General features: G+C 70.1%; 18 protein-coding genes. 10 read left to right on the top strand and 8 right to left on the bottom strand.

All coding sequences use genetic code 11. The features are described 5' to 3' along the window. Window positions 1–56 precede the first annotated feature (56 nt). From ACIA5D_RS46905 to ACIA5D_RS46885, 5 genes are all read left to right on the top strand, one after another. Entirely contained in the window at window positions 57–992 is a 936-nt protein-coding gene (locus ACIA5D_RS46905; RefSeq protein ID WP_396037191.1) for a HAMP domain-containing protein, read from the top strand. A gap of 59 nt (window positions 993–1,051) precedes the next feature. Beyond that, the gene (locus tag ACIA5D_RS46900) at window positions 1,052–1,987 is read left to right on the top strand and encodes a LacI family DNA-binding transcriptional regulator (protein WP_396037190.1); all 936 of its coding nucleotides are present in this window, start codon (window positions 1,052–1,054) and stop codon (window positions 1,985–1,987) included. A 65-nt stretch (window positions 1,988–2,052) separates the two neighbouring features. Continuing rightward, the gene (locus tag ACIA5D_RS46895) at window positions 2,053–2,382 is read left to right on the top strand and encodes a YciI family protein (RefSeq protein ID WP_396037229.1); all 330 of its coding nucleotides are present in this window, start codon (window positions 2,053–2,055) and stop codon (window positions 2,380–2,382) included. Beyond that, entirely contained in the window at window positions 2,383–3,582 is a 1,200-nt protein-coding gene (locus tag ACIA5D_RS46890) for an RNA polymerase sigma factor (protein ID WP_396037189.1), read from the top strand. 276 nt (window positions 3,583–3,858) lie between these two features. Continuing rightward, window positions 3,859–5,442 carry a hypothetical protein gene (locus ACIA5D_RS46885; RefSeq protein WP_396037188.1) on the top strand — a complete coding sequence of 528 codons (1,584 nt, stop codon included), beginning with the start codon at window positions 3,859–3,861 and terminating at the stop codon, window positions 5,440–5,442. A 42-nt stretch (window positions 5,443–5,484) separates the two neighbouring features. Here ACIA5D_RS46885 and ACIA5D_RS46880 read toward each other — a convergent pair whose 3' ends face one another. The 8 genes from ACIA5D_RS46880 to ACIA5D_RS46845 all read right to left on the bottom strand — a co-directional run bounded on the left by ACIA5D_RS46880 (window position 5,485) and on the right by ACIA5D_RS46845 (window position 17,981). Continuing rightward, window positions 5,485–7,062 (bottom strand): ABC transporter permease, encoded by a 1,578-nt coding sequence (locus ACIA5D_RS46880; RefSeq protein WP_396037187.1) that lies wholly within the window; start codon window positions 7,060–7,062, stop codon window positions 5,485–5,487. Next, window positions 7,059–7,952: an ATP-binding cassette domain-containing protein gene (locus tag ACIA5D_RS46875; protein ID WP_396037186.1), complete on the bottom strand. Its 894-nt coding sequence runs from the start codon at window positions 7,950–7,952 to the stop codon at window positions 7,059–7,061. The genes ACIA5D_RS46880 and ACIA5D_RS46875 overlap by 4 nt, the downstream gene beginning before the upstream one ends. After that, on the bottom strand, window positions 7,949–8,575 hold the full coding sequence (locus ACIA5D_RS46870) for a TetR/AcrR family transcriptional regulator (RefSeq protein ID WP_396037185.1): 627 nt from the start codon (window positions 8,573–8,575) through the stop codon (window positions 7,949–7,951). The genes ACIA5D_RS46875 and ACIA5D_RS46870 overlap by 4 nt, the downstream gene beginning before the upstream one ends. A gap of 34 nt (window positions 8,576–8,609) precedes the next feature. After that, window positions 8,610–9,494 carry an ABC transporter substrate-binding protein gene (locus tag ACIA5D_RS46865; RefSeq protein ID WP_396037184.1) on the bottom strand — a complete coding sequence of 295 codons (885 nt, stop codon included), beginning with the start codon at window positions 9,492–9,494 and terminating at the stop codon, window positions 8,610–8,612. Then, entirely contained in the window at window positions 9,491–11,365 is a 1,875-nt protein-coding gene (locus tag ACIA5D_RS46860) for a putative bifunctional diguanylate cyclase/phosphodiesterase (RefSeq protein ID WP_396037183.1), read from the bottom strand. The genes ACIA5D_RS46865 and ACIA5D_RS46860 overlap by 4 nt, the downstream gene beginning before the upstream one ends. 288 nt (window positions 11,366–11,653) lie before the next feature. Beyond that, window positions 11,654–12,862 (bottom strand): Na+/H+ antiporter NhaA, encoded by a 1,209-nt coding sequence (nhaA, locus tag ACIA5D_RS46855; protein WP_396037182.1) that lies wholly within the window; start codon window positions 12,860–12,862, stop codon window positions 11,654–11,656. A gap of 122 nt (window positions 12,863–12,984) precedes the next feature. After that, on the bottom strand, window positions 12,985–15,891 hold the full coding sequence (locus tag ACIA5D_RS46850) for a WD40 repeat domain-containing serine/threonine protein kinase (protein ID WP_396037181.1): 2,907 nt from the start codon (window positions 15,889–15,891) through the stop codon (window positions 12,985–12,987). Window positions 15,892–16,067: 176 nt separating this feature from the next. Further along, complete coding sequence (locus tag ACIA5D_RS46845; protein ID WP_396037180.1) at window positions 16,068–17,981, bottom strand: amino acid transporter; 1,914 nt, start codon at window positions 17,979–17,981, stop codon at window positions 16,068–16,070. Window positions 17,982–18,232: 251 nt separating this feature from the next. Here ACIA5D_RS46845 and kdpF point away from each other — a divergent pair, with 251 nt between their 5' ends. From kdpF to ACIA5D_RS46820, 5 genes are read left to right on the top strand one after another with little or no spacing between them, the layout of a single operon-like run. Then, window positions 18,233–18,322 carry a K(+)-transporting ATPase subunit F gene (kdpF, locus tag ACIA5D_RS46840; protein ID WP_396037179.1) on the top strand — a complete coding sequence of 30 codons (90 nt, stop codon included), beginning with the start codon at window positions 18,233–18,235 and terminating at the stop codon, window positions 18,320–18,322. Between the two features lies 1 nt (window position 18,323). Beyond that, entirely contained in the window at window positions 18,324–20,000 is a 1,677-nt protein-coding gene (kdpA, locus tag ACIA5D_RS46835; RefSeq protein WP_396037178.1) for a potassium-transporting ATPase subunit KdpA, read from the top strand. Further along, a complete protein-coding gene (kdpB, locus tag ACIA5D_RS46830; protein WP_396037177.1) occupies window positions 19,997–22,105 on the top strand; it encodes a potassium-transporting ATPase subunit KdpB in 2,109 nt (702 codons plus the stop codon). Before kdpA ends, kdpB begins: the two co-directional genes overlap by 4 nt. Window position 22,106: 1 nt before the next feature. Beyond that, on the top strand, window positions 22,107–22,955 hold the full coding sequence (locus tag ACIA5D_RS46825) for a potassium-transporting ATPase subunit C (RefSeq protein WP_396037176.1): 849 nt from the start codon (window positions 22,107–22,109) through the stop codon (window positions 22,953–22,955). Between the two features lies 1 nt (window position 22,956). Further along, the gene (locus tag ACIA5D_RS46820) at window positions 22,957–25,413 is read left to right on the top strand and encodes a DUF4118 domain-containing protein (protein ID WP_396037175.1); all 2,457 of its coding nucleotides are present in this window, start codon (window positions 22,957–22,959) and stop codon (window positions 25,411–25,413) included. The last annotated feature ends 34 nt before the right edge of the window (window positions 25,414–25,447 follow it).

Below are 25,447 nucleotides of genomic sequence, written 5' to 3'. Positions count from 1 at the left end.
AACAAGAGACTGGGATTCTTAGCCGCCCCATGTGATTCGACTGGCAGGGTAGGGACGTGCCAGAGGCGCTACCTCGGGTTTTTCGGCCCCGGACCATCCGCGTACAGCTCACGCTCGCCATCACGGCCGTTGTCGCTCTCGTCGTGGCGCTCGCCGGGCTGGCCGTTGTGCTGTATGCCGACCACCGCGACCTCAAGGACGTGGACGACACGCTCGCCGCGCGAGCGGCGGTGGTGCGCACGGCTGCGGCCAAGTCCGGCTCGCTGCCGACCGACGGGACCTATGTCGTACGCCTCGTGCAGGGCACCGACGTGCGCGCCGAGGCGGGGTCCTCGACGAAATTCTCGATCCCGGTAAAAGACGGCTATTCCACCGTGACGGCCGAGGACGGATCACACTGGCGTTCGTGGGCCGAGAAGCTCAAGACCGGGGTTCAGCTCCAGATCTTGATCGACCTCCAGGACGTCGAAACGCGACATTCCAGAAATGTAAGGATGATTGACCTCATTGTTCTGCTCGCCGCCGTGGTCGCCGCGGCGGGGACCTGGGTGGTCGGCGGCCTCGTGCTACGGCCGCTGCTCAAGCTGGCCGAGGGCGCGAAGGCCGTGACCCCCGACGACCCGACGGTGCGGCTGCCCGTCGTGACCAGCCCGCCTGAGGTCGCCGAGCTCGGGAAAGCCATCAACACCGCGATCGACCGCTACGCGGGCACCGATACGCCCGCTCCGAAGTCCGTCGCCGCCCCCGAGTCGGAGGCGGCCCTCAGCCGGCAGGCCGAGGAACTGGCCCAGCAGATCGCTGCCGAGATCACCAAGGTCACCGCCGACCTGCGCGCGCCGCTCGCGGAGCTCGGCGAGGGCCTCGACCAGCTCCTGGACAACCCCGACATGCCGGCCACCCAGCGCCACCTCTACCTCGCGTCGATCCAGACCGAATACCGGCGCATCGTCACCCTCGTGGACGATCTCGAGACCCGCGCGACGTCACGCTAAGGTGCTAACAAACATCAAGGTCCTTCCATAAAACCTCAAAAACCCCTCATCCTGTACGCGTGAAGCACCCATACCGGATTCGGGAGATCGCCCGCCAGGCCGGCCTCAGCGAGGCCACCGTGGATCGGGTGCTGCACGGCCGTGGCGGGGTTCGCGAGAGCACCGCCCGCGAGGTTCAGCAGGCCATCGCCGCCCTCGACCGGGAACAGGCGCAAGCGAGATTGGCCGGACCCGCCGTACCCGTCGATGTTGTTGCCCTGAGCCCTTCGCGCTTCACCGCCGCGCTTCGGCAGGCCTTCGAGGCCGAGCTGCCCGACCTGCGCCCGGCCGTGATCAAACCGCGGTTCCACGTCGGCGACCAGGACGTCGTGGCGGTCCTCGACCGGGTCGGCCGCTCCCGCTCGCAGGGCGTCATCCTCACCGCGCCGGACACCCCCGAGATCGCCGAGGCGGTGGGGCAGATCGGCCTGCCGGTGGTCACGCTGGGCGTCGATCTTCCGGAGAGCAAGCGCATCGCGTACGCCGGAATCTCACACCCCGATGCCGGCGCGACCGCCGCCTACCTGGTCGAACAATGGCTCGCCGATCGCGCCGGCGATGTGCTGCTGACGCCGTCCTCGTCCGATTTGGGGGCGGATGAGCGCGCTGCCGGTTTCCGAGCTGAAATGGCGGCCCGAGCCCCGAATCGCCGGTTGCTGGAGAGTCCTGGACCGTCCGTGCGGGCGATCTACGCGCCCGCGCCCGGCGGAACCACCGCGGTGATCGAGACGTTCGCCGCCGAGCACCGCAAGTACGACGTCTTCGTGGCGCACGGCTTGGACGCTTCGCACGCGGATCTGCTGCGCGCCCACAAGCTTTCGGCGGTGCTGCACGAAGATCTGCGCGCCGACGTACGGCACGCCTGCCTGACCATTCTCCGGGCGCAAGGCCTGCTCAGCGGGCCGGTCCGCCCGAGCCCCTCGGCGATCCGGGTGATCACGCCATTTAATTTCTGAGGGCGTGTCCGGATCCGGTCCGGCCGTTCGTCACCCTGGTGAAGACCAACCAGAGGGAGATCACCGTGAAGTACATGATGTTCGTCTGCAACGACACCGAGCCCGAGACCGACGAGTCCTCGATTCCCGACATCGAGGTCTGGGTGGCCGACAACGACGCGAACGGCCGCCGGGTGACCGGAAACGTGCTGGCCCCGCCGTCCGCCGCGACCACGGTCCGGGTACGCGGCGGCGAGGTGCTGCTGACCGACGGCCCGTTCGCCGAGACCAAGGAGGTGATCGTGGGCTTCGACATCCTCGAGTGCGCCGACCTGGACGAGGCGATCGCGGTGGCCGCGGCACACCCGATGGCGTACGCCGGCCGCATCGAGATCCGGCCCTACGCGGACCTGTAGATGACCTCTGTTGCCGCGGCCGTCAGCGCCGGCTGGGACTCGTACGCAAGGATCGTCGCCTCTCTCATCAGAGTGACCGGCGATTGGACCCTTGCGGAGGACTGTGCCCAGGAGGCGATGGCGGCCGCCCTGGAACGCTGGCCGCGCGACGGCGTGCCCGCGAACCCGGGCGGCTGGTTGCTGACCACCGCCCGGAACCGCGCGATCGACACGCTGAGACGCGCCGCCGTGGAGAAGACGAAGCTCCAGGAGGTCGCCATGCTGTTCACTTCGGGTTCCTCCGCGCCGCAGGAGATCGACGACGACCGCCTGCGCCTGATCTTCACGTGCTGCCACCCCGCGCTGTCGCTGGAGGCCCGCGTGGCCCTCACCCTGCGCACCATCGCGGGCGTCCCCACACCCGACATCGCGCGCGCCTTCCTGGTCACCGAGTCGACCATGACCAGGCGCATCACCCGCGCCAAGTCGAAGATCGCCGACGCCCGGATCCCCTACCGCGTGCCGGAGGGACCGGCGCTCGCCGAGCGCCTGCCGGGCGTACTGGCCGTCCTCTACCTGCTCTTCACCAGGGGGTACGACGCGGACGGCGAGCCCGCGTTCGCCGCGGAGGCGATCCGCCTGGCCCGTCTGCTGGCCGGCCTGATGCCCGGCGATCCGGAGGTGGCGTCGCTGCTGGCCCTGTTCCTGCTGCAGCATTCGCGGCGGAATGCCCGGCGGGACGCGCTCGGCGACCTGGTGACGCTGGAGAAGCAGGACCGCTCCCGCTGGGACGGGCCGGCGATAGCCGAGAGCGTGGAGATCCTGTTGCGGACGCCGGTCACGGGCCCGTACGGCGTGCAGGCCCGGATCGCGGCCTGCCATGCGATGGCCGAGAGCTTCGCCGACACGGACTGGGCATCGATAGCCGGCTGGTACGACGAGCTGGCCCGCATCCAACCATCGCCGGTGGTGGCGTTGAACCGGGCGGTGGCCCACGGCTACGCCCACGGGCCGGCCGCCGGTCTGGCGCTGCTGGCCGAGGCCCGGTCGGGCGGCGCCCTGGACGACTACGCGGCGGCGATCGCGGTGCAGGCCGACCTGACCGCCCGCTCCGGCGACACGGCCGGGGCGGTCACGCTGTTCCGGGCGGCCGCGGCCGCGGCGCCGTCCGAGGTGGAACGGCGCGCCCTGTTGTCCCGTGCCGCCGAACTCGGCGCCTAGACGGCGCGCGCACCGCGAGACGAGTTCGACCGGTCCCCGCAAACCGAACGTCACTGCGTCGCATATCGAAAGTCAAGAGCAGCCACCGGGTCGGGAAAGACGCTAAGTGTCTTCGCGTGTTTCGGTGTAGTTCGGTGACCTGCGGGTGAATAAGGAACGTGAAAAGGTCTCGAATCGGCAACGAACGGAACGGTTCCGTTCTCTCGGGACGGCAGGGGCGCGGCAGCGAACCTTATGCTCCGTGCTCTCCCATCGCCCCCCTCGAGGAGATCTTTGATGCACCGCAACTTCGGCCGGCGTCTGCTGACCGGTCTCGCCGCGGCCACCCTCGCGTGCACGTTCGCCGCTCCCGCCAACGCGGCGCCCGCGCCCACCGTGGAGATCGCGGTGCTGCCGGCGACCGTTGCCGCCGGCGGCAGCACCTTCATCAACCCGATCCTCTACTCGCCCACCGAGGTCGTGCTCGAGGGCGGGAAGATGACGTACGAGCTCAGCGACGGGCTGACCGGCGTCACGCTGCACGACGACACCGAGGACGGTCCGGACTGCACCGAGGACGGGCCGACCAAGCTGACCTGCACCACCACCTGGTCGACGTACGTCGGGCCGGGCGGCGCGATCGGTGACTTCCTGGTCGCGATCGACGCGGCCGAGGCGGCCCTCGGCGAGACCGGCAAGATCACCGCCACGTTCTCGGCCGACGGCCTCGCGCCGGTCTCGCAGTCCGTCGACGTGACCGTGGCCGAGGGGGTCGACCTCGCGGCCGGCGCCGAGAAGTCGATCAGCCTCAAGCCGGGCGCCAAGTTCGACGCGTCGCTGCAGGTGCACAACACCACCGACGCGGTCGTGCACGGCGCCGCGCTCGTGTTCGGCACCGACTACGCGTTCGTCGCGCCTGAGCAGTTCTCCAACTGCTTCTACAACGTCGACGAGCTCAACGCGTGCCAGTTCGACCAGGAGCTCGAGCCGGGCGTCACCTACCAGGTCGTCCTGCCGTACCAGCTGCGGGCCACCACCGCCGCGCCGAGCAACCAGGCCGGCGAGTTCGAGTGGCTGACCGCGGGCGACTACGACGACCTGATCAAGTTCGTCGACACCAACGGCTACGAGGGTCCCGGCCAGGCCGGCAACGGCGGGAAGCTGACCCTCAAGGCGCTGCCGGCGGCCAAGTCGCTGGCGAAGCAGAAACAGACCGACACCGACCCGGACAACAACTGGCAGCAGCTGTCCATCCAGGTGACCGGAAACCAGGGCACCGACTTCGCCGCGGTCGGCGCGACAGTGAAGGGCAAGACCGGCGACAAGGTGACGGCGAACATCGGCGTGCGCAACAACGGCCCGGCGACGCGGGACAGCAGCCGCAACGGTGGCCCCGCCGCCGTCGCCATCGTCACGATCCCGGACGGCACGAAGGTCGTCGGGTTGCCGGACGCCTGCTCCCTGTCCGACTACGAGTTCCTCAAGACGCCGCGGGGCAAGGGCGAGAAGCAGTACGCCTGCTTCAGTGACACGGTATTCCCGGCCAAGACCACGGTGACCTGGCCGTTCCAGCTGGAGATCACCAAGGTCGCCGACAACGCGACCGGCTGGGTCGAGGTGAATCCGGCCTGCGAGTGTGACGTCTTCCAGAAGGATCTCAACAAGGGCAACGACGTCGCGAAGATCGTCGTCAACCCGGTCGCCGCGCCGGGCAACGGCAACGGCGGAGCCGGCGAGGGTGACACCGGCGGTGAGGGCGGCGGCCTGCCGATCACCGGCCCGCAGACCGCGCTGTTCGGCGCCGCCGGCCTGATCCTGGTCGTCGCCGGGGTCGGCGGGGTGCTGTTCGCCCGCCGCCGTCGCACCCGCTTCGAGGTCTGACGCGAAGGGGCCGGGCCGCCAAGGGCCCGGCCCCTTTCGCCATCAGTCGGGAATGTTCCGGCGACGAAGTCCGGCGATCCCCAGCACACCGAACATCAGAGCGACCGCTACCAGCGTGACCAGCGGTGTCGCCGAGACGTCGCCGCCCGGCAGGCGCGGGGTGTGCGTGAACGGCGAGATGTCCAGCAGCCACTGGTTGAGCTGCAGGGTCTCCCCCACCAGCAGGATCAGCAGGCACGCCGCGGGCGCGGCCCACGCCAGCAGCGACCAGCGCGGCAGCAGCCCGAACACCAGCACCGTCAGCCCGGCCAGCACCCAGACCGCCGGCAGCTGCAGCATCGTGCCGGCGAGGATCTCGCCCACGCTGCCGGAGGAGTAGGTCAGCCCGGCCACCAACCCCTCGGCGAACAATGCCAATGCCGGCCCCAGCAGCGAGAACAGCAGGTGGCTGAAGGCCCACGCATACCGGGAGACCGCCGTCGCCAGGACCGCCTCGGCGTGGCCGGTCGTCTCCTCGTCGCGCAGCCGCAGCGTCGCCTGGACGCCGTAGCAGGCGGCGATCAGGCCCACGATCCCGGCCGTGCCGGCGAAGTAGCTGTCGACCAGCTGCGACGAGCCGCCCAGGCGGGCGAAGATGTCCGACAACCCCTTGTTGTCCTGGGCGATGTCGAGCACGCTGCCACCCACCCCGCCGAAGATCAGGCCAAGCAGGGCAAGCCCGAGGGTCCAGCCGATCAGCAGTCCACGGTGGAGGCGCCACGCGAGCGCCAGCGGCGTCCGCAGCGAGGCTACCGCGGTGGCACGGCCCAGCCGCGCCGCCACGAGACCGTCGCCCAGGTCGCGCAGGCCGCGCAGGTACACCGCGACGGACACCAATACCCCGCTGAGCAGCACCGACAGCACGACCGGCCACCAGTTCAGCGGGCCGTACGGGAAGATCCGCGTCACCCAGCCGAGCGGCGAGATCCAGGAGAGCCACGATAGGCTGCCGTCGCCCAGCGCCGAGATGTCGCCGCCGACCCGCAGCGCGTAGGAGACGCCCAGGGCCACGATCGCGATCGAGCGGGCCGCCCGTGCGCTGCTGGTGAGCTGCGCCGTGATGGCGGCGACGGTCGCGAAGATGATGCCGCTGAGGGCGAACTCGGCGCCGAACGCCAGCGAGCCGGCCACATCGGAGCTTCGCCCGGCCATCGAGGCGAAGGTGATCAGGCCGAGCAGAACGGAAGCTCCACCCGTGACCAGAAGCGCGGCGCCCAGGACCGCATGCCGCCCCGTGACGGTGGAGCCGATCAACTCGGCGCGGCCGGCTTCCTCATCCGTACGCGTATGACGGATGACCGTGAGCAGGGCAACCAGCCCGATCATCACGGGGACGAATCCCGCCCGCCAGTTGGTCAGCACGGCGAAGGAGTCACCGTGCAGGAGCCCATACAGAGCGACAAATCCGGCATTATTGGCGCTGACCGTCGCGTACGAGATGCGCTCGGCGTCCGTCGGGAACAGGCCCTCGAACGACGCGTAGTAGCCGACCGGCAGCACGCCGAAGACGATCACCCAGATCGGCAGCAGGAACCGGTCGCGCCGCAGGATCAGCCGGATCAGCCTGCCGACGCCGGTCATCGCTCGCCCCGCTGGTACTGCCGGAGGAACAGCTCCTCGAGCGACGGCGGCTGGCTGACCAGGCTGCGCACCCCGACCTTGACCAGCGTCTGGAGCGCCGGCTCCAAGGCGTCCGTGTCCACGTCGAAGCGGATCTTGCCGTTGTCGGTGCGGAAATCGTGCACGCCGGGCAGGGTGGCGAGGCCGTCCGGCGCGCCGACCAGCTCGGCCTGGATCGACGTACGTGTGAGGTGGCGCAGGTCGTCGAGGGTGCCGGTCTCCACGGCCTTCCCGTCGCGGATGATCGTGAGCCGGTCGCAGAGCGCCTCGACCTCGGCCAGGATGTGGCTGGAGAGCAGCACCGTACGGTCGCCACGCCGTTTCTCCTGGAGGATCACCTCGCGGAAGACCTCTTCCATGAGCGGGTCGAGGCCGCTGGTCGGCTCGTCGAGGATCAACAGCTCCACGTCGGACGCCAGCGCCGCGACCAGCGCCACCTTCTGCCGGTTGCCCTTGGAGTACGTGCGGCCCTTCTTGCGGGGGTCGAGCTCGAAGCGCTCGAGGAGCTCGGCCCGGCGTGCCGGGTCGAGCCCGCCGCGCAGCCGGCCCAGCAGGTCGATCACCTCACCGCCGGTGAGGTTGGGCCACAGTGTGACGTCGCCCGGCACGTACGCGAGACGGCGGTGCAGCTCGGTGGCCGACGCCCACGGGTCGCCGCCGAGCAGGCTCACCTTGCCGCCGTCGTGGCGCATGAGCCCCAGCAGGATGCGGATGGTCGTGGTTTTGCCGGCGCCGTTGGGGCCCAGGAAGCCGTGCACCTCACCGGTCCGCACTCGCAGGTCGAGCCCGTCCAGGGCGGTGACCTTGCCGAACCGCTTGATCAGTCCCTCGGCGTCAATAGCCTCGGTCATGGTTGATCCTCCGTCGAAGGCGAGGGGGTGTCGTACAGGCCGTCGAGCGCCGTGCGCGCGAGATCGGCCTGCTCGTGAGTGACCAGCGGAGTGGAGAAGATCTCGAGGGAGGCGCGCAGCACCCGCGCCCAGCCCTCCGGCTCGGCGGTGTCGACGCCGAGGACTCGTGACAGCTGGTCACGTGATGTGAGCATGGACATCTTCATCACGGAGATCACCGCGATGAAGGCCCGGGGATCTTCGACCTTGAGGTCGGTGGTCGCGAACCAGCGCTCGCCGTAGTCGATCAGCCGGTCGAACAGGGCCGAACCGGCGGGCGACCCGTCCAGCACCGAGCGCGTCATGTAGCGCTGCATGCGCAGCATGCCGGGCGTGATCCGGTCGACGACCTGGAACTCGATGAAGCGGTTACCCAGCGCGGTGAGCTCGTTCAGCACGTACTCGTCGCAGGCGTCGCGGAGACCCTCTTTGGAGCCGAAATGATGCCGCAACAGCCCGGACGAGACGCCTGCCTTCTGCGCGATGTCGCGGATGGTGGCGCCGTCGATGCCGCGGTCGGCGAACAGCTCGATCGCGGCGTCGCGGATGCGTGCTCGTGCCGTCAGATCCTCTGGACTACTCACGCGTGTAGCCTACTACACGCATGTGTAGTGAGCGCTAGTCCGTTGACGCGCCGTTGACGACCGCGGTCTTCACCGCGCTGCTCGCGAGGCCCCAGCGGGTGAGCAGATCCGCGTACGTCCCGGACGCGATGACCTTGTCGAGCGCCGCCTTGATCGCGTCCCTGAGCTGGGTGTTCCCCTTCGCGAACGGGATGCCGATGAAGCCGGGCTCGTACTGCGCGCCGGAGGCCAGCTCGTAGTAGTTGCCGGTGCGGCTGTCGGATGCGAGATAGGCCGCCGCCGGGAAGTCGTTGAGCACCGCGACCGCCCGCCCGGTCCGCAGCTGGAGCAGCGCGTCGGCGTTGGTCTTGTATTCGTTGATCTTCATTGGCCGGTCGCCGCAGCCGCTCTGCGACCGGTGCAGCAGGTCGGCCTGCACGGTGCCCTGCTCGATCGCGACGATCTGCCCGCACAGGTTGGTGAGCTCGGCGATCGCGGCCGGGTTGCCGCGCTGCACGATGATCGAGGTGCCGGCCGAGAAGTAGTCGACGAAGTCGGCCTTCTTCTCCCGCTCCTCGGTGTCGGTCATGGCCGACATCACACCGTCGTAGGTTCCGTCGGCGACCTTGTCGAGCGCCGTCTGGAAGGTGCCGGTCACCATCTGGATCTGGACGCCGAGCACCCGGCCGAGGGCGTCGGCAAGATCAGGTTCAAAGCCCACGATCGTACGGCCGTCCGGCGCGAACTGCTCCATGGGCGGGTAGCTCGCGTCGGTGACGAAGCGGATCGTCCCGGTGTTCCGCACCGACAGCGGGAGCGCGTCGTGCAGCGCCTGGTCGAACTGGAGGCTGTTGTCGACCGTGGCGGCGTCCGCCTGCGGCGTTGAGGCACAGCCGCCCAGAAGTGCCACCGTGGCCAAAGCGGAAAGGACCTTCTTCACCGAACTGCCTCCATCATTGGCACCTGCGCCCAGGGCACCGGCTTCGAGTAGAGATACCCCTGCGCCTCGTCACAGCCGGCCGCCGCGATCCACGCGGCCACCTCGGCCGTCTCGACGCCCTCCGCGGTGACCCGGCAGCCCAGGCCGTGCGCGAGCGCGATCACCGCGCGCACGATGGCCTGGTTCTCCGGCTCCTCGCGAACCGTGTCCACGAAACTGCGATCGATCTTGATTTCGGTCAGCGGCACCCCGCGCAGCCGCGCCAGGCTCGTGTACCCGGCGCCGAAGTCGTCCACGGAGATGCCGACCCCGATCTCGGCCAGCGCCCGCAGGGCCTGCTGGGCCGAGGCGATGTCGTCGACCATGGCGGTCTCGGTGATCTCCAGCGTCAGCCGCGCGGGCGCCACGCCGAGCTCCGTCAGCAGCGACGAGACCAGCGCCGAGAACCCGGGGGACTCCAGGTTGCGGGCCGACACGTTCACCGACACCGTCCAATCGCGACCCGCGGCCGTCCACGCCACCTGGTCGGTGAGCGCGCGGCGCAGCACCCAGGCGGTGAGCGGCTCGATCAGCCCCGACTGTTCGGCGGCCGGCAGGAAGTCCGACGGCGGCACCAGCCCGCGCGCCGGGTGCTGCCAGCGCACCAGCGCCTCCACCCCGCACACCACGCCGTCGGCCAGCCGCACCTTGGGCTGGTAGTAGAGCACCAGCTCGTCGCGTTCCAGCGCGTGCCGCAGCTCGGCCTGCACGACCAGCCACTGTGTGGGGTGGGCCGCCCGCTCGCCGGCGTACACGACGATGTCCGCCGTGCCGCGCTTGCCCTGGTACATGGCCGCGTCGGCGTGCCGCAGCAGCCGCTCGACGTCCTCGCCGTGGTCGGGGTAGAGCGCCACGCCGAAGCTCGCCTCGATGGTCAGCGGCACGCCGTCGAGCACCACCTCGCGGGTCAGCGACGCCCGCACCCGCTCCAGCAGCCCCAGCACCGCGGGACCGTCCAGCCCCGGCAGGATCAGCGCGAACTCGTCGCCGCCCAGCCGGGCCGCGGTGTCCTCGGCCCGCAGGGACGTCCGCAGCCGCTCGGTGATCACCCGCAGCAGGTCGTCGCCGGCGTGGTGCCCGAGCGTGTCGTTGACCTCCTTGAACCGGTTGAGGTCGACGACCACCACGGCCCCGCCGACGCGGGTGGCCAGCGCGGCCGTCGCCCGCTGCCGGAACGCCTCCCGGTTCGGCAGGCCGGTGAGCCCGTCGTGCAGCGCCTCGTGCTCCTGCCGCGCGGCGTACCGGCGCAGCGAGCGGGTGGTCGACCACGAGATCAGGGCCATCGCCAGGTAGAGCAGGCCCAGGCCGATGCCGAGCCGCCGGTAGGTGACGCCCATCTGCTGATGCAGACGAGCGGCGATCTTGTCGTACGGAAGATAGAGCTCCAGCACCCCGATGGCCTCGCCGGACGCCCGGGCGAAGACCGGCTGGAGCACCCGGATGATCTGCCCGCCGGGCGCGGCGTCGTCCTTGACCAGGGTCGCCGCGGCCTGCCCGACCGAGGCCGATCGGAACGCCGGGTCGCCGACCGGCACCCCACCCGAGGTGGATCCGTCGTCCGAGAAGACCACCTGACCGCTGAAGTTGCGCAACCGCATCCGCAGCACCGAGCCGTGGTACAGCGCCAGGTCGGTGGCCTTCGCCAGGCTGTCGCGCTGACCGGCGGTGATGCCCCGGGTCAGGTCGGCGTCGTCGAGAGCCGGCGCGATCGCCATCTCGGCGATCACCGCGGCCTGCGCGGTGCCCTGATCCTGGCCCTGCTTGGCGGCGTCGTCGTGCACGCCGCGGAGCAGCAGCACGCCGAGCGCGCCCACCGGCAGGAGGCTGGCCACGGCATAGGTGGCGAAGAGGCGCGATCCCGATCGCGCCCCTCGCCGTGAACCCCTACGCCGCCACACGGGACGCTTATCGACTCGGTTGCCGTTCGGTTGAGAAAAGTCCGTCAACATCCGTTGGACGCCGATACCGTCGACGGCCCGGACTGCACCTGCGGCGAGCCACACGAGGCCCGGCTGGCCGGCCGCATCTCCCGGGAGGCGCGGGCCGTTCACGGCCTTGGTGCGGCCGGCGGGCGTTTGTCGACGGCACTATGACAGGTCCTCGGCGTCGCACAGCCGGCGCTATGACAGGTCCTCGGCCTCGCACAGGCGGCGGTAGTGCCGGTCACGGACGCGGAGCAGGATGCCGGCGAGCGTCGCCGCGATGAGCGAGCCCAGCAGTACGCCGATCTTGGAATCGTGGTCGCGGGCGCTGCCGGCGCCGAAGGCCAGCTCGCCGATGAGCAGCGACACCGTGAAGCCCACCCCGCCGAGCGTGGCCAGCCCGACGACGTCCCACCAGTCGAGCTCCTTCGCGAGCTCGGCCCGGGTGAACCTTTGCACGAGCCAGGTGGCGCCGGTGATGCCGATGGCCTTGCCGGCGACCAGGCCGGCCACGACCCCGATCGTGACGGCGTCGCGCAGGCTCGCGCCGAGGCCGCCGGAGATCGTCACGCCGGCCGCGAAGAACGCGAAGACCGGCACCGCCACGCCGGCCGAGATGGGCCGCAACCAGTGCTCGAAGCGCTCGCCGACGCCGACCGGCACGCTGAAGGCCAGCAGCACCCCGGCGACCGTGGCGTGCACCCCCGAGGCGTGCACCAGTGCCCACGTCGCCGCGGCGAGCGGGAGGAGCAGCCACCAGGCGGCCGCCTTGCGCCGCGCGAGCACCGCGAAGGCGGCCAGCGGCAACAGCGCCAGCAGCAGCGGGATCAGGTGCAGCGAGGTGGTGTAGAAGACGGCGATGATCACGATGGCGAGCAGGTCGTCGACGACCGCGAGGGTCAGCAGGAAGGTACGCAGCGCGGCCGGCAGGTTTCTGCTGATCACGGCGAGGACGGCCAGGGCGAAGGCGATGTCGGTCGCGGTCGGCACGGCCCAGCCACGGGGCGCGCCGCCGGGGGCGACCATGTTGATCACCGTGAAGATCAGCGCGGGCACGGCCATGCCACCCACGGCGGCCGCGACCGGCAGCGCGGCACGGCGGGGGTCACGCAGGTCGCCGACGACGAATTCGCGCTTGAGCTCGAGCCCGGCCACGAAGAAGAAGATCGCCAGCAGCCCGTCGGCCGACCAGGCCGCCAGCGTCAGGTCGAGGTGCAGTGCGTGCGGCCCGATCCGGATCGCCGAGATCTCGTGATACGACGCCGACCAGGGTGAGTTGGCCCAGACCAGCGCGAGCACCGCGGCGGCGAGCATCAGCAGCCCGCCGGTGGTCTCGGTGCGCAGGATCGCGGCGATGCGGCCGAGCTCGCGGCGGGTGCCATGGGCGAACAGGCGTGGGGCGGTCACGGGCGCCTCCAGGGGTCGGCAACGGAAACGCCGACCAGGCTTCCCGGCACACCGCGGCCAATATTAGTGCACAGCGCGCCGCATCAGTCGCTGTCCGCGACCGAGCAGGGCCGCGATGCCGGTCAGCAGACCTGCGCGTACGGGAGGTCCTTGACGTAGCTCGGCCAGTCGGCCGGGGTGAGACCGCCGCCGAGGCGGCAGGCCTCCGGCACCGGGTCGTGCAGCGTCGCGAGCGTGCGGTCGAGGTTCCAGAGATTCACGTACGTGCCATCGCCGGTCGCTAGGATCGGCCGGGTGCGGCTGATCCCGACCCCGTCGAAGTGCCCGCGGAGCACGGCGAGCAGGGCCGCCTGACCGGTCGACGGAACGCTCCACAGCTCCACCCGCTCGGGCGTGCTCAGCGCGAGCATCGACCCGTCCGGCGAGAACGACGCCCCCTCGATCCGGGTGCTTCCGCTCAGCGCGCGACGCGACACCTCGGAGACCAGGATCGAGTCGGCACCGGTGCCGGGCTGCCAGACGCGTACGCCGTTGGTGGTCCAGTACGCGACCGTGCCCCCGTCGATGCTGACGGCGGAGCCGCTTCCGAAGCCCGGGTACCGGTGGGCGGCGACCTGGCGCGGGTGGGCCGGGTCGCGCAGATCCCACAGCGCGATGGATTCGTTGTGACCGGCCCCGATGGACATCACCACCAGTTCGCTGCGTCCGGGGACGAACGTCGCGCTGATCGGTTGCGGCACCGCGATCGCGGAGATCTTGCGAGGCGCCCGGCCGGCCGCGATGGAGTAGAGGGCGAGCGTGTTGCCGGAGTCGGCGACGGCGAGCCCGGCGGCGCGGTCGAGACCGACCACGTCGCCCGGAGTTGCCGCTTCCGGCCCGACGATGGCGCGTGGATGCACGGGATCGGCGATGTCCCATCTCGACGTCCCGGCCGCCAGGATGTCGTTCGCCGACACATCCAGCGAGGCGACCGCCTCGGACGGCCGGATCGAGGAGATCTTGAGCGGCGCGAGGGCGGGTGTGGCGCGCCATAACATCGCGGTGTGCGCGACGCCGAGGCTCGTGGTGAGCAGGGTGCGGCCGTCGGGCGCGAAGGCCGCCGAGGTCACCGTGTCGCCGTTGCCGTCGCGCGTGCCGGTCAAGATCGGCGTCGACGGGTTCCGGACGTCCCACAGCGTCACGTGCTTGTCGTCGTCCACGGCGGCCAGCAGGCCGCCGTCCGGCGCGAAGGCGACCTTGGCGGCGTGTGTGGCGTCGGGCGGGTAGACGAGCCGGCGCGGTTCGGCGCGGTCGGTCAGGTCGTAGAGCCACACCGGGTTGTCCTGGGACTCGAGGGCGATCGCGACGATCGTGCCGGCCGGGTTGATCGCGATGTCCTTGACCGGGCCCGGCTTGTCGTAGTGCGAGATCACGCGGGGCTTGGCCGGCCCGGCGCCCGAGTAGACGGTGATGTCGTTGCCGGTCTCCAGCAGGTAGAGCCCGTGCGCGGCGTTCACGGCCACGGATCCGGCGAACTCGCCCGGCCCGGTCACCCGCCACAGGCGCCGGGGATGGCGCGGATCCCGGACGTCCCACATGGCGAAGCCCGCGCCCGCGCTCGAGATCAGCCGTCCCGGGCCGGCGAACTCGACCAGCCGCCCGTCACCGCGCTCGGCGGCGACGGAGTACAGCGGACGCGGCGCGCCCAGGTCGTGCACGTCCCAGAGCTGCAGCCGTTTCCCGATCGTCGCGAGGGTTCGCCCGTCCGGGCTGAACGCCACGTCGCCGATGAGGTCGTCGCCGCTGTTCACTGTGCCGGCGAGAGTCGCGCCCGCCCAGAGCGTCAGCGTCCCGTCGGTGCCCGCCAGCGCGACGGCCTTCCCGTCCGCCCGGTACCGCGCCACCGAGATCGGCTGACGCGCCGGGATCTCGCCGAGATATCCGGCCGTGATCGCGTCGGTCAGGTTGGCCCTGGTGGCTTCGTCCGGGGTCAGGCCCACCGCCGTGGTCGCCATCCGCAGCGACAACCCCGGGTCGATGCGACGTGTGTCCCGGGACTTCGTCACCAGGTTGTCCGCCACGGCCGTGCGTGCCACCTGCCGGGCGGCCGCCGCCTCCGCCCGGTCCGCCGTCCGCTGGCGCATCGCGATCGCGGCCGGGACGCCGGCGGCCAGCGCCAGCACGCACGCCGCCGCGACCACCCGGACCACCCGCCGCGTGGCGCGACGCGACCGCAGCCGGTCGCGGGCCGCGTGCGCGGCCCGGCGGACCTCCGGATCGACCGGCTCGGCGATCAACAGGCGATCGAGCAGCTCGGCCGCCGACGGCCGCCGCGCCGGGTCCTTCTCGAGCGCCGATGCCACCAGCTCCCGCAGCCCGCCGGTCAGGCCGTCGAGGTCGGGCGGCTGGATGAGGATCTGCCCCACGGTCGCCACCGGCGAGTCGCCCGCGAACGGGAGGTGGCCGGTCGCCGCGTACGTGACGACGACGCCCCACGCGAACACGTCGGACGCCGGCGTCAGCGGCCGGCGCCGGTCGGTGTCGAAGCGCTCCGGCGCCATGTACGCGATCGTGCCGACGACATGATCGGGTCGCGTGTGCTGGCTGGTCGGCTCGGTCGGCTGCGCGATACCGAAGTCGATGACCTTGGGCGTACCCAGCGCGAACAGCACGTTGGCCGGCTTGAGATCACGGTGGATGATGCCGGCGCCGTGGATGGCGACCAGCGCGGTGGCCACCCCGATCGCCACGCCGTGGACGTTCGCCGCGGTCAGCGGCCCCTGGTCGCGGACCACGTCGGCGAGGCTCGGGCCGTCCACGAACTCGACGACGAGGTAGGGGGTCTCATGATCGGGGTCGGCGTCGAGCACCTCGGCGGTGCAGAACGGCGGCACCCGCCGGGCCCGTTCCACCTCGCTGCGGAACCGTGCGCGGTATTCAGGGTCGCGCGAATTTTCCGGTTTGATGACTTTTATGGCAACCGCCCGGCCGTCGCGACCCCGGGCGAGGTAAACGGTGCCCATGCCGCCCTCGCCGAGGCGAGCCAGCAATTCGTATCCACCTAGCAGTACCGGGTCGCCAAATCGCAGCGCGCCTGTCGTCACGGCCGACGTCTTTCATGAAGATCGATATGAGTCGCGCACCAGCACATTACAACCGGCGCGCACCCACGGAAGACTTCTGTCAAAGCTCCGTCAACACCCGTTGCCGCCCGACCGGTCAGTCGTCAGCCGACATGCACATGCGGGCGCCGTTGCCGGTCGGGCTCGGCCCGGCGGAGGATCTCGCGGGTCACCGGTGCCACCTCGCCCTGCCCGAAGATCAGGTATCGGACGACGTTGGCGACCGGGTTGCCCTCGGTCCACTCGAAGTAGATGTGCGGCCGCCGATGGGTGGTGTCCCTGATCCAGAGCAGCAGCGCCGCGAGCGCGCTCGGCACCGACGAGCTGGCCAGGCTGAGCACGCGGTAGCGGTGGTGCATGACCTCGCCGCGTACGTGCAGTTCGGTCTCGAAGTCGGAAGCGTCCGTGACGGTCACCTCGACGAAGATCACATCGCGGTCGTCGGCCATGTCGTTGTCGGCGAGGATCTGCGCGATCTTGTCGCTGTACTCGCGGGCGTCGCGCCGGTCGGGCTCGTTGGCGACCAGCCGGATCTGCCGCCGGCCGCATTCACGCAGGAAGCCGAGCGTGACCTCGTCGGCGTCGATGTGCGTGACCCGCAGCTCGAACGCCCGGTAGATCCGGCTGAGCAGCGAGACCAGCAGGATCCCGCCGATGAAGCAGGCTGCGATCTTCACGCCGTCCGGCCGCTCGGCGACGTTCGCGATAGTGGTGTAGGCGAAGATCAACGCGATGATCGCGAAGGCGATCCGCCGGCCTTTCTGCCGGCGACGGTGGGCCGAGAGGGTCACGGCCGTCGCGGCCGAGGTGATCAGCACGAGCACGCCGGTGGCATACGCGCCGCCCTGAGCGTCCACATCGGCTTCGAAGATCCAGGTGATGAGGAACGCCGTCCCCGTGAACACCAGGACCATCGGCCGCACCGCGCGGGCCCACGACGGCGCCATGCCGAATTTGGGCAGGTAGCGCGGGACGAGGTTGAGCAGCCCGGCCATGGCCGAGGCGCCGGCGAACCAGAGGATGGCGATGGTGGCGACGTCGTAGACGGTGCCGAAGACGCTGCCCAGGTTCTGGTGGGCGAGGTAGGCGAGGGCGCGGCCGTTCGCCTCGCCTCCGGGCTCGAACTCCTGCTGCGGAATCAGCACGGTGGTGACCAGGCTGCTGGTGATGAGGAAGACGCTCATGATCCCGGCGGCGGTGGTGAGCAGCTGCTTCGCGCCGCGGATGCGGGCCGGCAGGTCGCCCTTGATATGCGGCATGACCGCCACCCCGGTCTCGAAGCCGGACAGGCCGAGCGCGAGCTTGGGGAAGACGAGCAGGGCGATGCCGACCACGAGCAGCGGGTTGCCGTGCTGGGTGGTGAGCGCCGTGGTCCAGTCGCCGACCGCCTGCGGGTGGGTGATCACCCGCCACAGCCCGTCGCCGACCACCACGACATTCAACGCCAGATAGACGCCGACAAGCCCGACCGCTATGCCGATCGCCTCGGTGAAGCCCTTGAGGAAAACGGCGCCGAGAAGTGCTACAAGCAACAATGTGACGATTACCTCATGGCCCCGGAAGCCGTCCGGGAGGAAAGGGTTCTCGTCGATGTGCGCGGTCGCGTCGGCGGCCGACAACGTGATCGTGATGATGAAATCGGTGGCCGCGAAGCCGAGCAGAACCAGGACGAAAAGCTTGCCCTTCCAGAAGGAGAGCAGCTTGACCAGCATCGCGATCGAGCCCTCGCCGTTGGGGCTGTCGGCCGCCACCCGGCGGTAGACGGGCAGCGCCCCCAGAAGTGTGACCAGCACCAACACGAGCGTCGCGATCGGCGAGAGCACGCCGGCGGCGAGCGCGGCGATGCCCGGTTGATACCCGAGCGTCGAGAAGTAGTCCACGCCGGTGAGGCACATGACCTTCCACCAGGAGTGGGGTTTGCCGTCGGCGTGGGCAGGCTCACCGTGCGGGCCCTGATGATACTGCGCTGATTCATTCAGCCCGGAGAGCAGCCAATTCCGGAACTCTGTGACGGTCACCGGGCGATGGTTTCACCCCTGGGGCGCAAGGCAGAGAGGTCGCGCGTCAAAACCGCGTGAAAAAAGACGGGGCGCTCGTATGCATGGCATTAACACCCCTGTCCGGTCGGGCCCGGTCGAGATTCGCTCGGTCTGCCAGAACCGAAACCCCCTTCCTAGGAGTCGAGTCCCGTGGCCGATCTGCTGTTCGTCGGGCTCACGGTGGTGCTGTTCGCAGCGCTCACCGTGCTGATCCGGGCGGTGGAACGCTCGTGAGCGCCGTCAATCTCATCGGTGGCATCGTCGCCGTCCTGCTGACCGCCTTCATGGTGGCCGCACTGCTCTTCCCGGAGAAGTTCTGACATGGCCCTCTTGTCGCAGTTCTGGTCTGGGCGGGACAGCTGGCTTTTCGTCATCACGCTGGCAATCGCGCTGATCGCGGTCCACCGGCCCTTCGGTGACTACATGTACCGGGTCGTCGCGCACAAAAAGCACAACGTCGTCGAGCGCGGCATCTACAAGCTGGTCGGGGTCGACGCGAGCACCGAGCAGACCTGGGGCGTGTACGCCCGCAGCGTGCTCGCCTTCTCGGCGGTCTCGATCCTCTTCCTCTACTTGTTCCTGCGCATCCAGGACAAGCTGTGGCTGTCGCTCGGCTTCTCCGGCGTGCCCACGCACATCGCCTGGAACACCGCGGTCAGCTTCGTCACCAACACCAACTGGCAGGCGTACTCCGGCGAGTCGACCATGGGTCACCTGGTGCAGATGGCCGGCCTCGCGGTGCAGAACTTCGTGTCGGCGAGCGTCGGCATCGCCGTGGCCGTCGCTTTGATCAGGGGCTTTGCGGCACGAAAAGCACACACGCTCGGCAACTTCTGGGTGGACCTCACCCGGATCACGCTGCGCGTCCTGCTGCCGATCTGCGTACTGGCAACGCTGGTCTTCATGATCGCCGGGATGGTGCAGAACCTCTCCGGCGGCACCGACGTGACCACGCTGACCGGCGCCACCCAGCACATCACCGGCGGCCCGGTGGCCAGCCAGGAGGCGATCAAGGAGCTCGGCACCAACGGCGGCGGCTTCTACAACGTCAACTCGGCGCACCCGTTCGAGAACCCGACGGCCTGGACGAACTGGCTGCAGATCTTCCTGATCTTCCTGATCCCGTTCAGCCTGCCCCGGGTGTTCGGCCGGATGGTCGGGCAGAACCGGCAGGGCTACGCGATCGTCGCGGTCATGGCGGTGCTCGCCATCGCCAGCATCGCGCTGACCGTGGGCTTCGAGGTGCATGGCGCCGGCACGGTGCCACAGGCGGCGGCCGCGGCCATGGAGGGCAAGGACGTCCGGTTCGGCATACCGAACTCGGCCACCTTCGCCGCGTCGACGACGCTGACCTCGACCGGCGCGGTCGACTCGTTCCACGACTCGTACACGGCCTTCGGCGGCATGATGCCGATGATCAACATGATGCTCGGCGAGGTCGCGCCCGGTGGCGTCGGCTCCGGCCTCTACGGCCTGCTCATCCTCGCGACGATCACGGTCTTCGTGGCCGGACTCATGGTCGGGCGCACGCCCGAATACCTGGGCAAGAAGATCGGCGCCCGGGAGATGAAGCTCGCCTCGCTGTACTTCCTGGTGACACCGGCCCTGGTGCTGACCGGCGCCGCGGCGGCGTTCGCCACCGGCAACAACTCGACCGCGTTGAACATCGGGCCGCACGGCCTCTCCGAGGTCCTGTACGCGTTCACCAGCGCCGCCAACAACAACGGCTCGGCCTTCGGCGGCATCACGGTCAACACGCCGTGGTGGGACACCGCGCTCGGCCTGGCCATGCTGGTCGGCCGCTTCCTGCCGCTCGTCCTCGTGCTGGCCCTGGCCGGCTCGCTCGCCCGGCAGAAGCCGGTGCCCGAATCAGAGGGCACGCTGCCCACCCACAAACCGCTCTTCGTCGGAATGGTCGTCGGCGTCACCGTCGTGCTCGTCGCCCTGACCTTCCTCCCCTCTCTCGCTCTCGGACCCATTGCGGAAGGCCTGTCATGACGGTGCTAGCCGAAAAGCCGGCATCCCCCTCGTCCCAGTCGAAGCCGTCGGCCGTCAAGGGCGGCCTGCTCGACCCCCAGCAGCTGTGGAAGTCGCTGCCGAGCGCGCTGGTCAAGCTCGACCCACGCACCCTGTGGCGCAACCCGGTCATGTTCATCGTCGAGGTCGGCGCGGTCTTCACCACCGTGCTGTCCATCGTCGACCCGAGCGTGTTCGCCTGGACGATCGTCGTCTGGCTGTGGCTCACGGTCGTCTTCGCCAACCTGGCCGAGGCGGTCGCCGAGGGCCGCGGCAAGGCGCAGGCCGCCGCGCTGCGCGCCGCCAAGCAGGACGCCGTCGCGCGGCTGCTCAAGGACGGCCGCGAGGTCGCGGTCCCGGCGCCCGAGCTCAAGCAGGGCGACATCGTGGTGGCCGAGGCCGGCGACATCATCCCCGGTGACGGCGACGTCATCGAGGGCATCGCCAGCGTCGACGAGTCGGCGATCACCGGCGAGTCGGCCCCGGTCATCCGGGAGTCCGGCGGCGACCGCTCGGCGGTCACCGGCGGCACCAAGGTGCTCTCCGACCGGATCGTCATCAAGATCACCCAGAAGCCGGGCGAGAGCTTCATCGACCGGATGATCGCGCTGGTCGAGGGCGCCAACCGGCAGAAGACGCCGAACGAGATCGCGCTGAACATCCTGCTCGCCGCGCTCACGATCATCTTCCTGCTGTCGGTGGTGACGCTCCAGCCGCTGGCCATCTTCTCGAAGGCGTACAACGCGGCGGCGCCGGACACCCTCGCGATCAACCAGCACGGCGTCACCGGCATCGTGCTGGTCTCGCTGATCGTCTGTCTGATCCCGACCACGATCGGCGCGCTGCTGAGCGCGATCGGCATCGCGGGCATGGACCGCCTCGTGCAGCGCAACGTGCTGGCCATGTCGGGCCGCGCCGTCGAGGCGGCCGGCGACGTGAGCACCCTGCTGCTCGACAAGACGGGCACGATCACGCTCGGAAACCGGCAGGCTTCCGAGTTCGTACCCGTGGGTGGTGTCGACCCGAAGACCCTCGCCGACGCCGCGCAACTGTCCAGCTTCGCCGACGAGACGCCCGAGGGGCGCTCGGTGGTGGTGCTCGCCAAGAACGAGTACGGCCTGCGCGAGCGCGAGCCGGGTCTGATGACCGGCGCGACGTTCGTGCCGTTCACCGCGCAGACCCGGATGAGCGGCGTCGACATCGGCGAGCGAAGGATCCGCAAGGGCGCGGCCACCGCGGTCATGAAGTGGGTGCGCGAGCAGGGCGGTCACCCGACCGAGCAGGTCGGAGAGATCGTCGACGGGATCAGCGCCTCCGGCGGCACGCCGCTGGTGGTCGCCGAGAACGACCAGGTCCTGGGCGTCATCCACCTCAAGGACGTGGTGAAGTCCGGCATGCGGGCGCGCTTCGACGAGATGCGCAAGATGGGCATCCGCACCGTGATGATCACCGGCGACAACCCGCGCACCGCGAAGGCGATCGCGGACGAGGCCGGCGTCGACGACTTCCTCGCCGAGGCCACGCCGGAAGACAAGCTCGCCTACATCCGCAAGGAGCAGGAGGGCGGCCGGCTGGTCGCGATGACCGGCGACGGCACCAACGACGCGCCGGCGCTGGCCCAGGCGGACGTCGGCGTGGCCATGAACACCGGCACGTCAGCCGCCAAGGAGGCCGGCAACATGGTCGACCTCGACTCCGACCCGACCAAGCTGATCGAGATCGTCGAGATCGGCAAGCAGTTGCTGATCACGCGCGGCGCGCTGACCACGTTCTCGATCACCAACGACATCGCCAAGTACTTCGCGATCATCCCGGCGATGTTCGCGGCGGTGTATCCCGGCCTCGACACGCTGAACGTGATGCGGCTGCACTCGCCGGGCTCGGCGATCCTCTCCGCGGTCATCTTCAACGCGCTGGTCATCGTCGCGCTGATCCCGCTCGCCCTGCGCGGTGTGCGGTACCGGCCGTCGAGCGCGAGCGCGCTGCTGCGCCGCAACCTGTGGATCTACGGCCTGGGCGGCGTGATCGCGCCGTTCCTCGGCATCAAGCTCATCGACCTGCTCGTTCAGTTCATTCCAGGGATCTGAGATGCGACTCCCTCTGTGGCTTTCCCAGCATGTAGCGGCGCTGCGCGCGCTGCTCGTCATGACCGTCCTGCTCGGACTCGCCTACCCGCTCGCCTTCGTCGCCGTCGGGAAGATTCCCGGCCTGTCCGACAAGGCGAATGGGCAGATCGTGGCCCATGGCAGCAAGATCATCGGACAAGCGTTCACCGACGCCGACGGCAACCCGGTCGAGAAGTACTTCCAGAGCCGGCCGTCCGCGGCCGGCGACGGGTACGACCCGACCGCCACCTCGGCCAGCAACCTCGGCCCGGAGAGCGTGGTCGACACCCTCTCCGACAATCCGGACGACGCGTCGCCGAGCCTGCTGACCCAGGTCTGCTCGCGCAGCCTGGCGATCGGCCGGCTCGAGGGCGTCGACGGCAGCCGGCCCTACTGCACCCCGGACGGCGTCGGGGCGGTCCTCGCGGTCTTCTTCCGCGACGGGCTGACCGGCCCGATCACCCGGGTGGTCTCGGTGAACCAGACCGGCACACCCTTCATCGCCACCTACAAGGGCGTCACGGTCGAGCCGGCCAGGAACGGCGAGGACTACGTCGCCGAGGGCGGCGTGATCACGCCGATCCGCGGAAACGCGCCGGCCAAGCCGGTCGTCCCCTCCGACGCGGTCACCGCGAGCGCTTCGGGCCTCGACCCGGACATCTCCCCGGCGTACGCGAACCTCCAGGCCCCCCGCATCGCGCGAGAAAGAGGCCTGAGCCTCGACCAGGTGCACAAGCTGATCGAGGAGCACACTGACGGACGGGCGCTCGGCTTCATGGGCGAGCCCGCGGTCAACGTGCTGGAGCTCAACATGGCCCTCGACGGCAACTGACATGGCGCGCGGGGAACTTCGCATCTATCTGGGCGCGGCGCCGGGTGTCGGCAAGACCTACACCATGCTCGAGGAGGCGCACCGCCGGGCCGAGCGCGGCACCGACGTGGTCGTGGCGCTGATCGAGACGCACGGGCGCAAGCACACCGCGGCCATGATCGGTGATCTCGAGGTCGTCCCGCGCAAGCGGATCGGCTATCGCGGCGTCGAGCTCGAGGAGATGGATCTCGACGCCGTGCTGGCCCGCAAGCCCGATGTGGCGGTGGTCGACGAGCTCGCGCACACCAACGTGCCGGGCTCGCACCACGCCAAGCGCTGGCAGGACGTCCAGGAACTGCTCGACGCCGGGATCAGCGTGCTGACCACGGTCAACGTGCAGCATCTGGAGTCGCTCAACGACGTGGTCGCCCAGATCACCGGGGTCGAGCAACGGGAGACGGTTCCCGATGCCGTCGCAAGAAAAGCCGAGCAGGTCGAGCTCGTCGACATGACGCCGGAGGCGCTGCGCCGGCGGATGGCGCACGGCAACATCTACCTGCCCGAGAAGATCGACGCGGCGCTCGGGAACTACTTCCGCACCGGCAACCTCACCGCGCTGCGGGAGCTGGCGCTGCTGTGGCTGGCCGACAAGGTCGACGACCAGCTCGACAAGTACCGCGCGGACCACCGGATCGACGCGACCTGGGAGACCCGGGAACGGGTGGTGGTGGCGCTGACCGGCGGGCCCGAAGGCGGGACGCTGATCCGGCGGGCCGCGCGGATCGCGGCGCGGAACAAAGGTGCGGATCTGCTGGCCGTACATGTCGCAAGAAACGACGGCCTGGCCGGCGCCGACCCCGCGGCGCTGGCCAAGCAGCGGGTTTTGGTGGAGAGCCTCGGCGGGACCTATCACCAGGTGGTGGGGTCGGACGTGCCGCAGGCGCTGCTCGACTTCGCGAGCGGGGTGAACGCCACGCAGATCGTGCTCGGGGCGAGCAGCCGTGGCCGGTTCGCCCAGCTCCTCTCGTCCGGCGTCGGGGTGACCGTCACGGCCATGTCCGGCACGATCGACGTGCACCTCGTGACCCATGAGCGTGCCCGCAGCGTCTCCCTGCGGAGGCTGCCGCCCGCGCTGTCCCGCAAGCGGCGCATCGCCGGCTTCCTGCTCGTGCTGCTCGGCCTGCCCGCGCTGACCGCGGCGCTGCGCTTCGCTCCCCCGATCGACCTCACCAACGACCTGCTGATCTTTCTCGCCGCCGTGGTCGGCATCGCCCTGGTCGGCGGCCTCGGGCCGGCGCTGCTCGCCGCGTTCGCCGGCTCGCTGCTGCTGAACTGGTTCTTCACTCCGCCGCTCGGCAAGTTCACGATCGCCGAGCGGGACAACCTGCTGGCACTGGCCATCTTTGTGGTGGTGGCGCTCGCGGTGAGCTGGGTGGTGGACACCGCGGCCCGCAAGACGCGGCAGGCCGCACGGGCCTCCGCCGAGGCGCAGACGCTGTTCACCATCGCCGGCGGCGTCATCCGTGGCGAGCGGCTGCTCGAAAGGCTGCGCGAGACGTTCGGGCTCGACTCGGTGACGCTGCTCGAAAACGGCGCGGTCACGGCCTGCGTGGGCGATCCGTGCACCGACGCGCAGGATGCCGACGCCGAGGTCAAGGTGGACGACGAGCACACGCTGCTGCTGCGTGGCCACCCGCTCGAGGCGTCGGATCGGCGGATCGTCGAGGCCTTCGCCGCGCAGGCGGCGCTGGCGCTCAAGCAGGAACGGCTCAGCGCCGAGGCGGCCGCGGCCAAGCCGCTGGCCGAGGCCGATCGCATGCGGACGGCCCTGCTCGCCGCGGTCAGCCACGACCTGCGTACGCCGTTGGCGTCGGCCAAGGCGGCGGTCGCCGGCCTGCTCAGTGAGGAGGTGCACTTCGACGCCGACGATCGCCGGGAGCTGCTGGAGACCGCGAACGTCTCGCTCGACCGGCTCGACCGCCTGGTGTCGAACCTGCTCGACATGAGCCGCCTGCAGGCCGGCGCGCTCGGCATGACCACGATCGACATCGGGCTCGAGGAGATCGTGCCGCGCGCGCTCGACGACCTCGGGGGCACCGTGGCCACCCGGCTACCGGCCGACCTGCCCGCCGTCCGCGCCGACCCCGGGCTGCTCGAGCGCATCCTGGTCAACGTCATCGGCAACGCGCTGCGGTACAGCCCGCCCGGCCGGCCCCCGATGGTCACCGGAAGCACCCTCGGCGAAGTCGTCGAACTCCGCGTCATCGACCACGGGCCGGGCATTCCCGAGGACCGCTGGGACGACGTCTTCCTCCCGTTCCAGCGGCTCGGCGATCACGACAACCACACCGGCGTCGGCCTCGGGCTGGCGCTGTCCCGGGGCCTGACCGAGGCGATGGGCGGCACGCTCACGCCCACGGCCACCCCGGGCGGAGGTCTCACCATGGTTCTTTCCCTGCCGGCCGGAACCCCCGCATGAACCCTCGCGTTCTCGTCGTCGACCGAACCGGGGA

Origin of the sequence: Actinoplanes sp. NPDC051513 (assembly GCF_044454685.1) — a bacterium.
Classification (GTDB): Bacteria; Actinomycetota; Actinomycetes; order Mycobacteriales; family Micromonosporaceae; genus Actinoplanes.
Note: the sequence above shows the minus strand (reverse complement) of the source record. Positions and strands in the feature narration are given on the sequence as shown.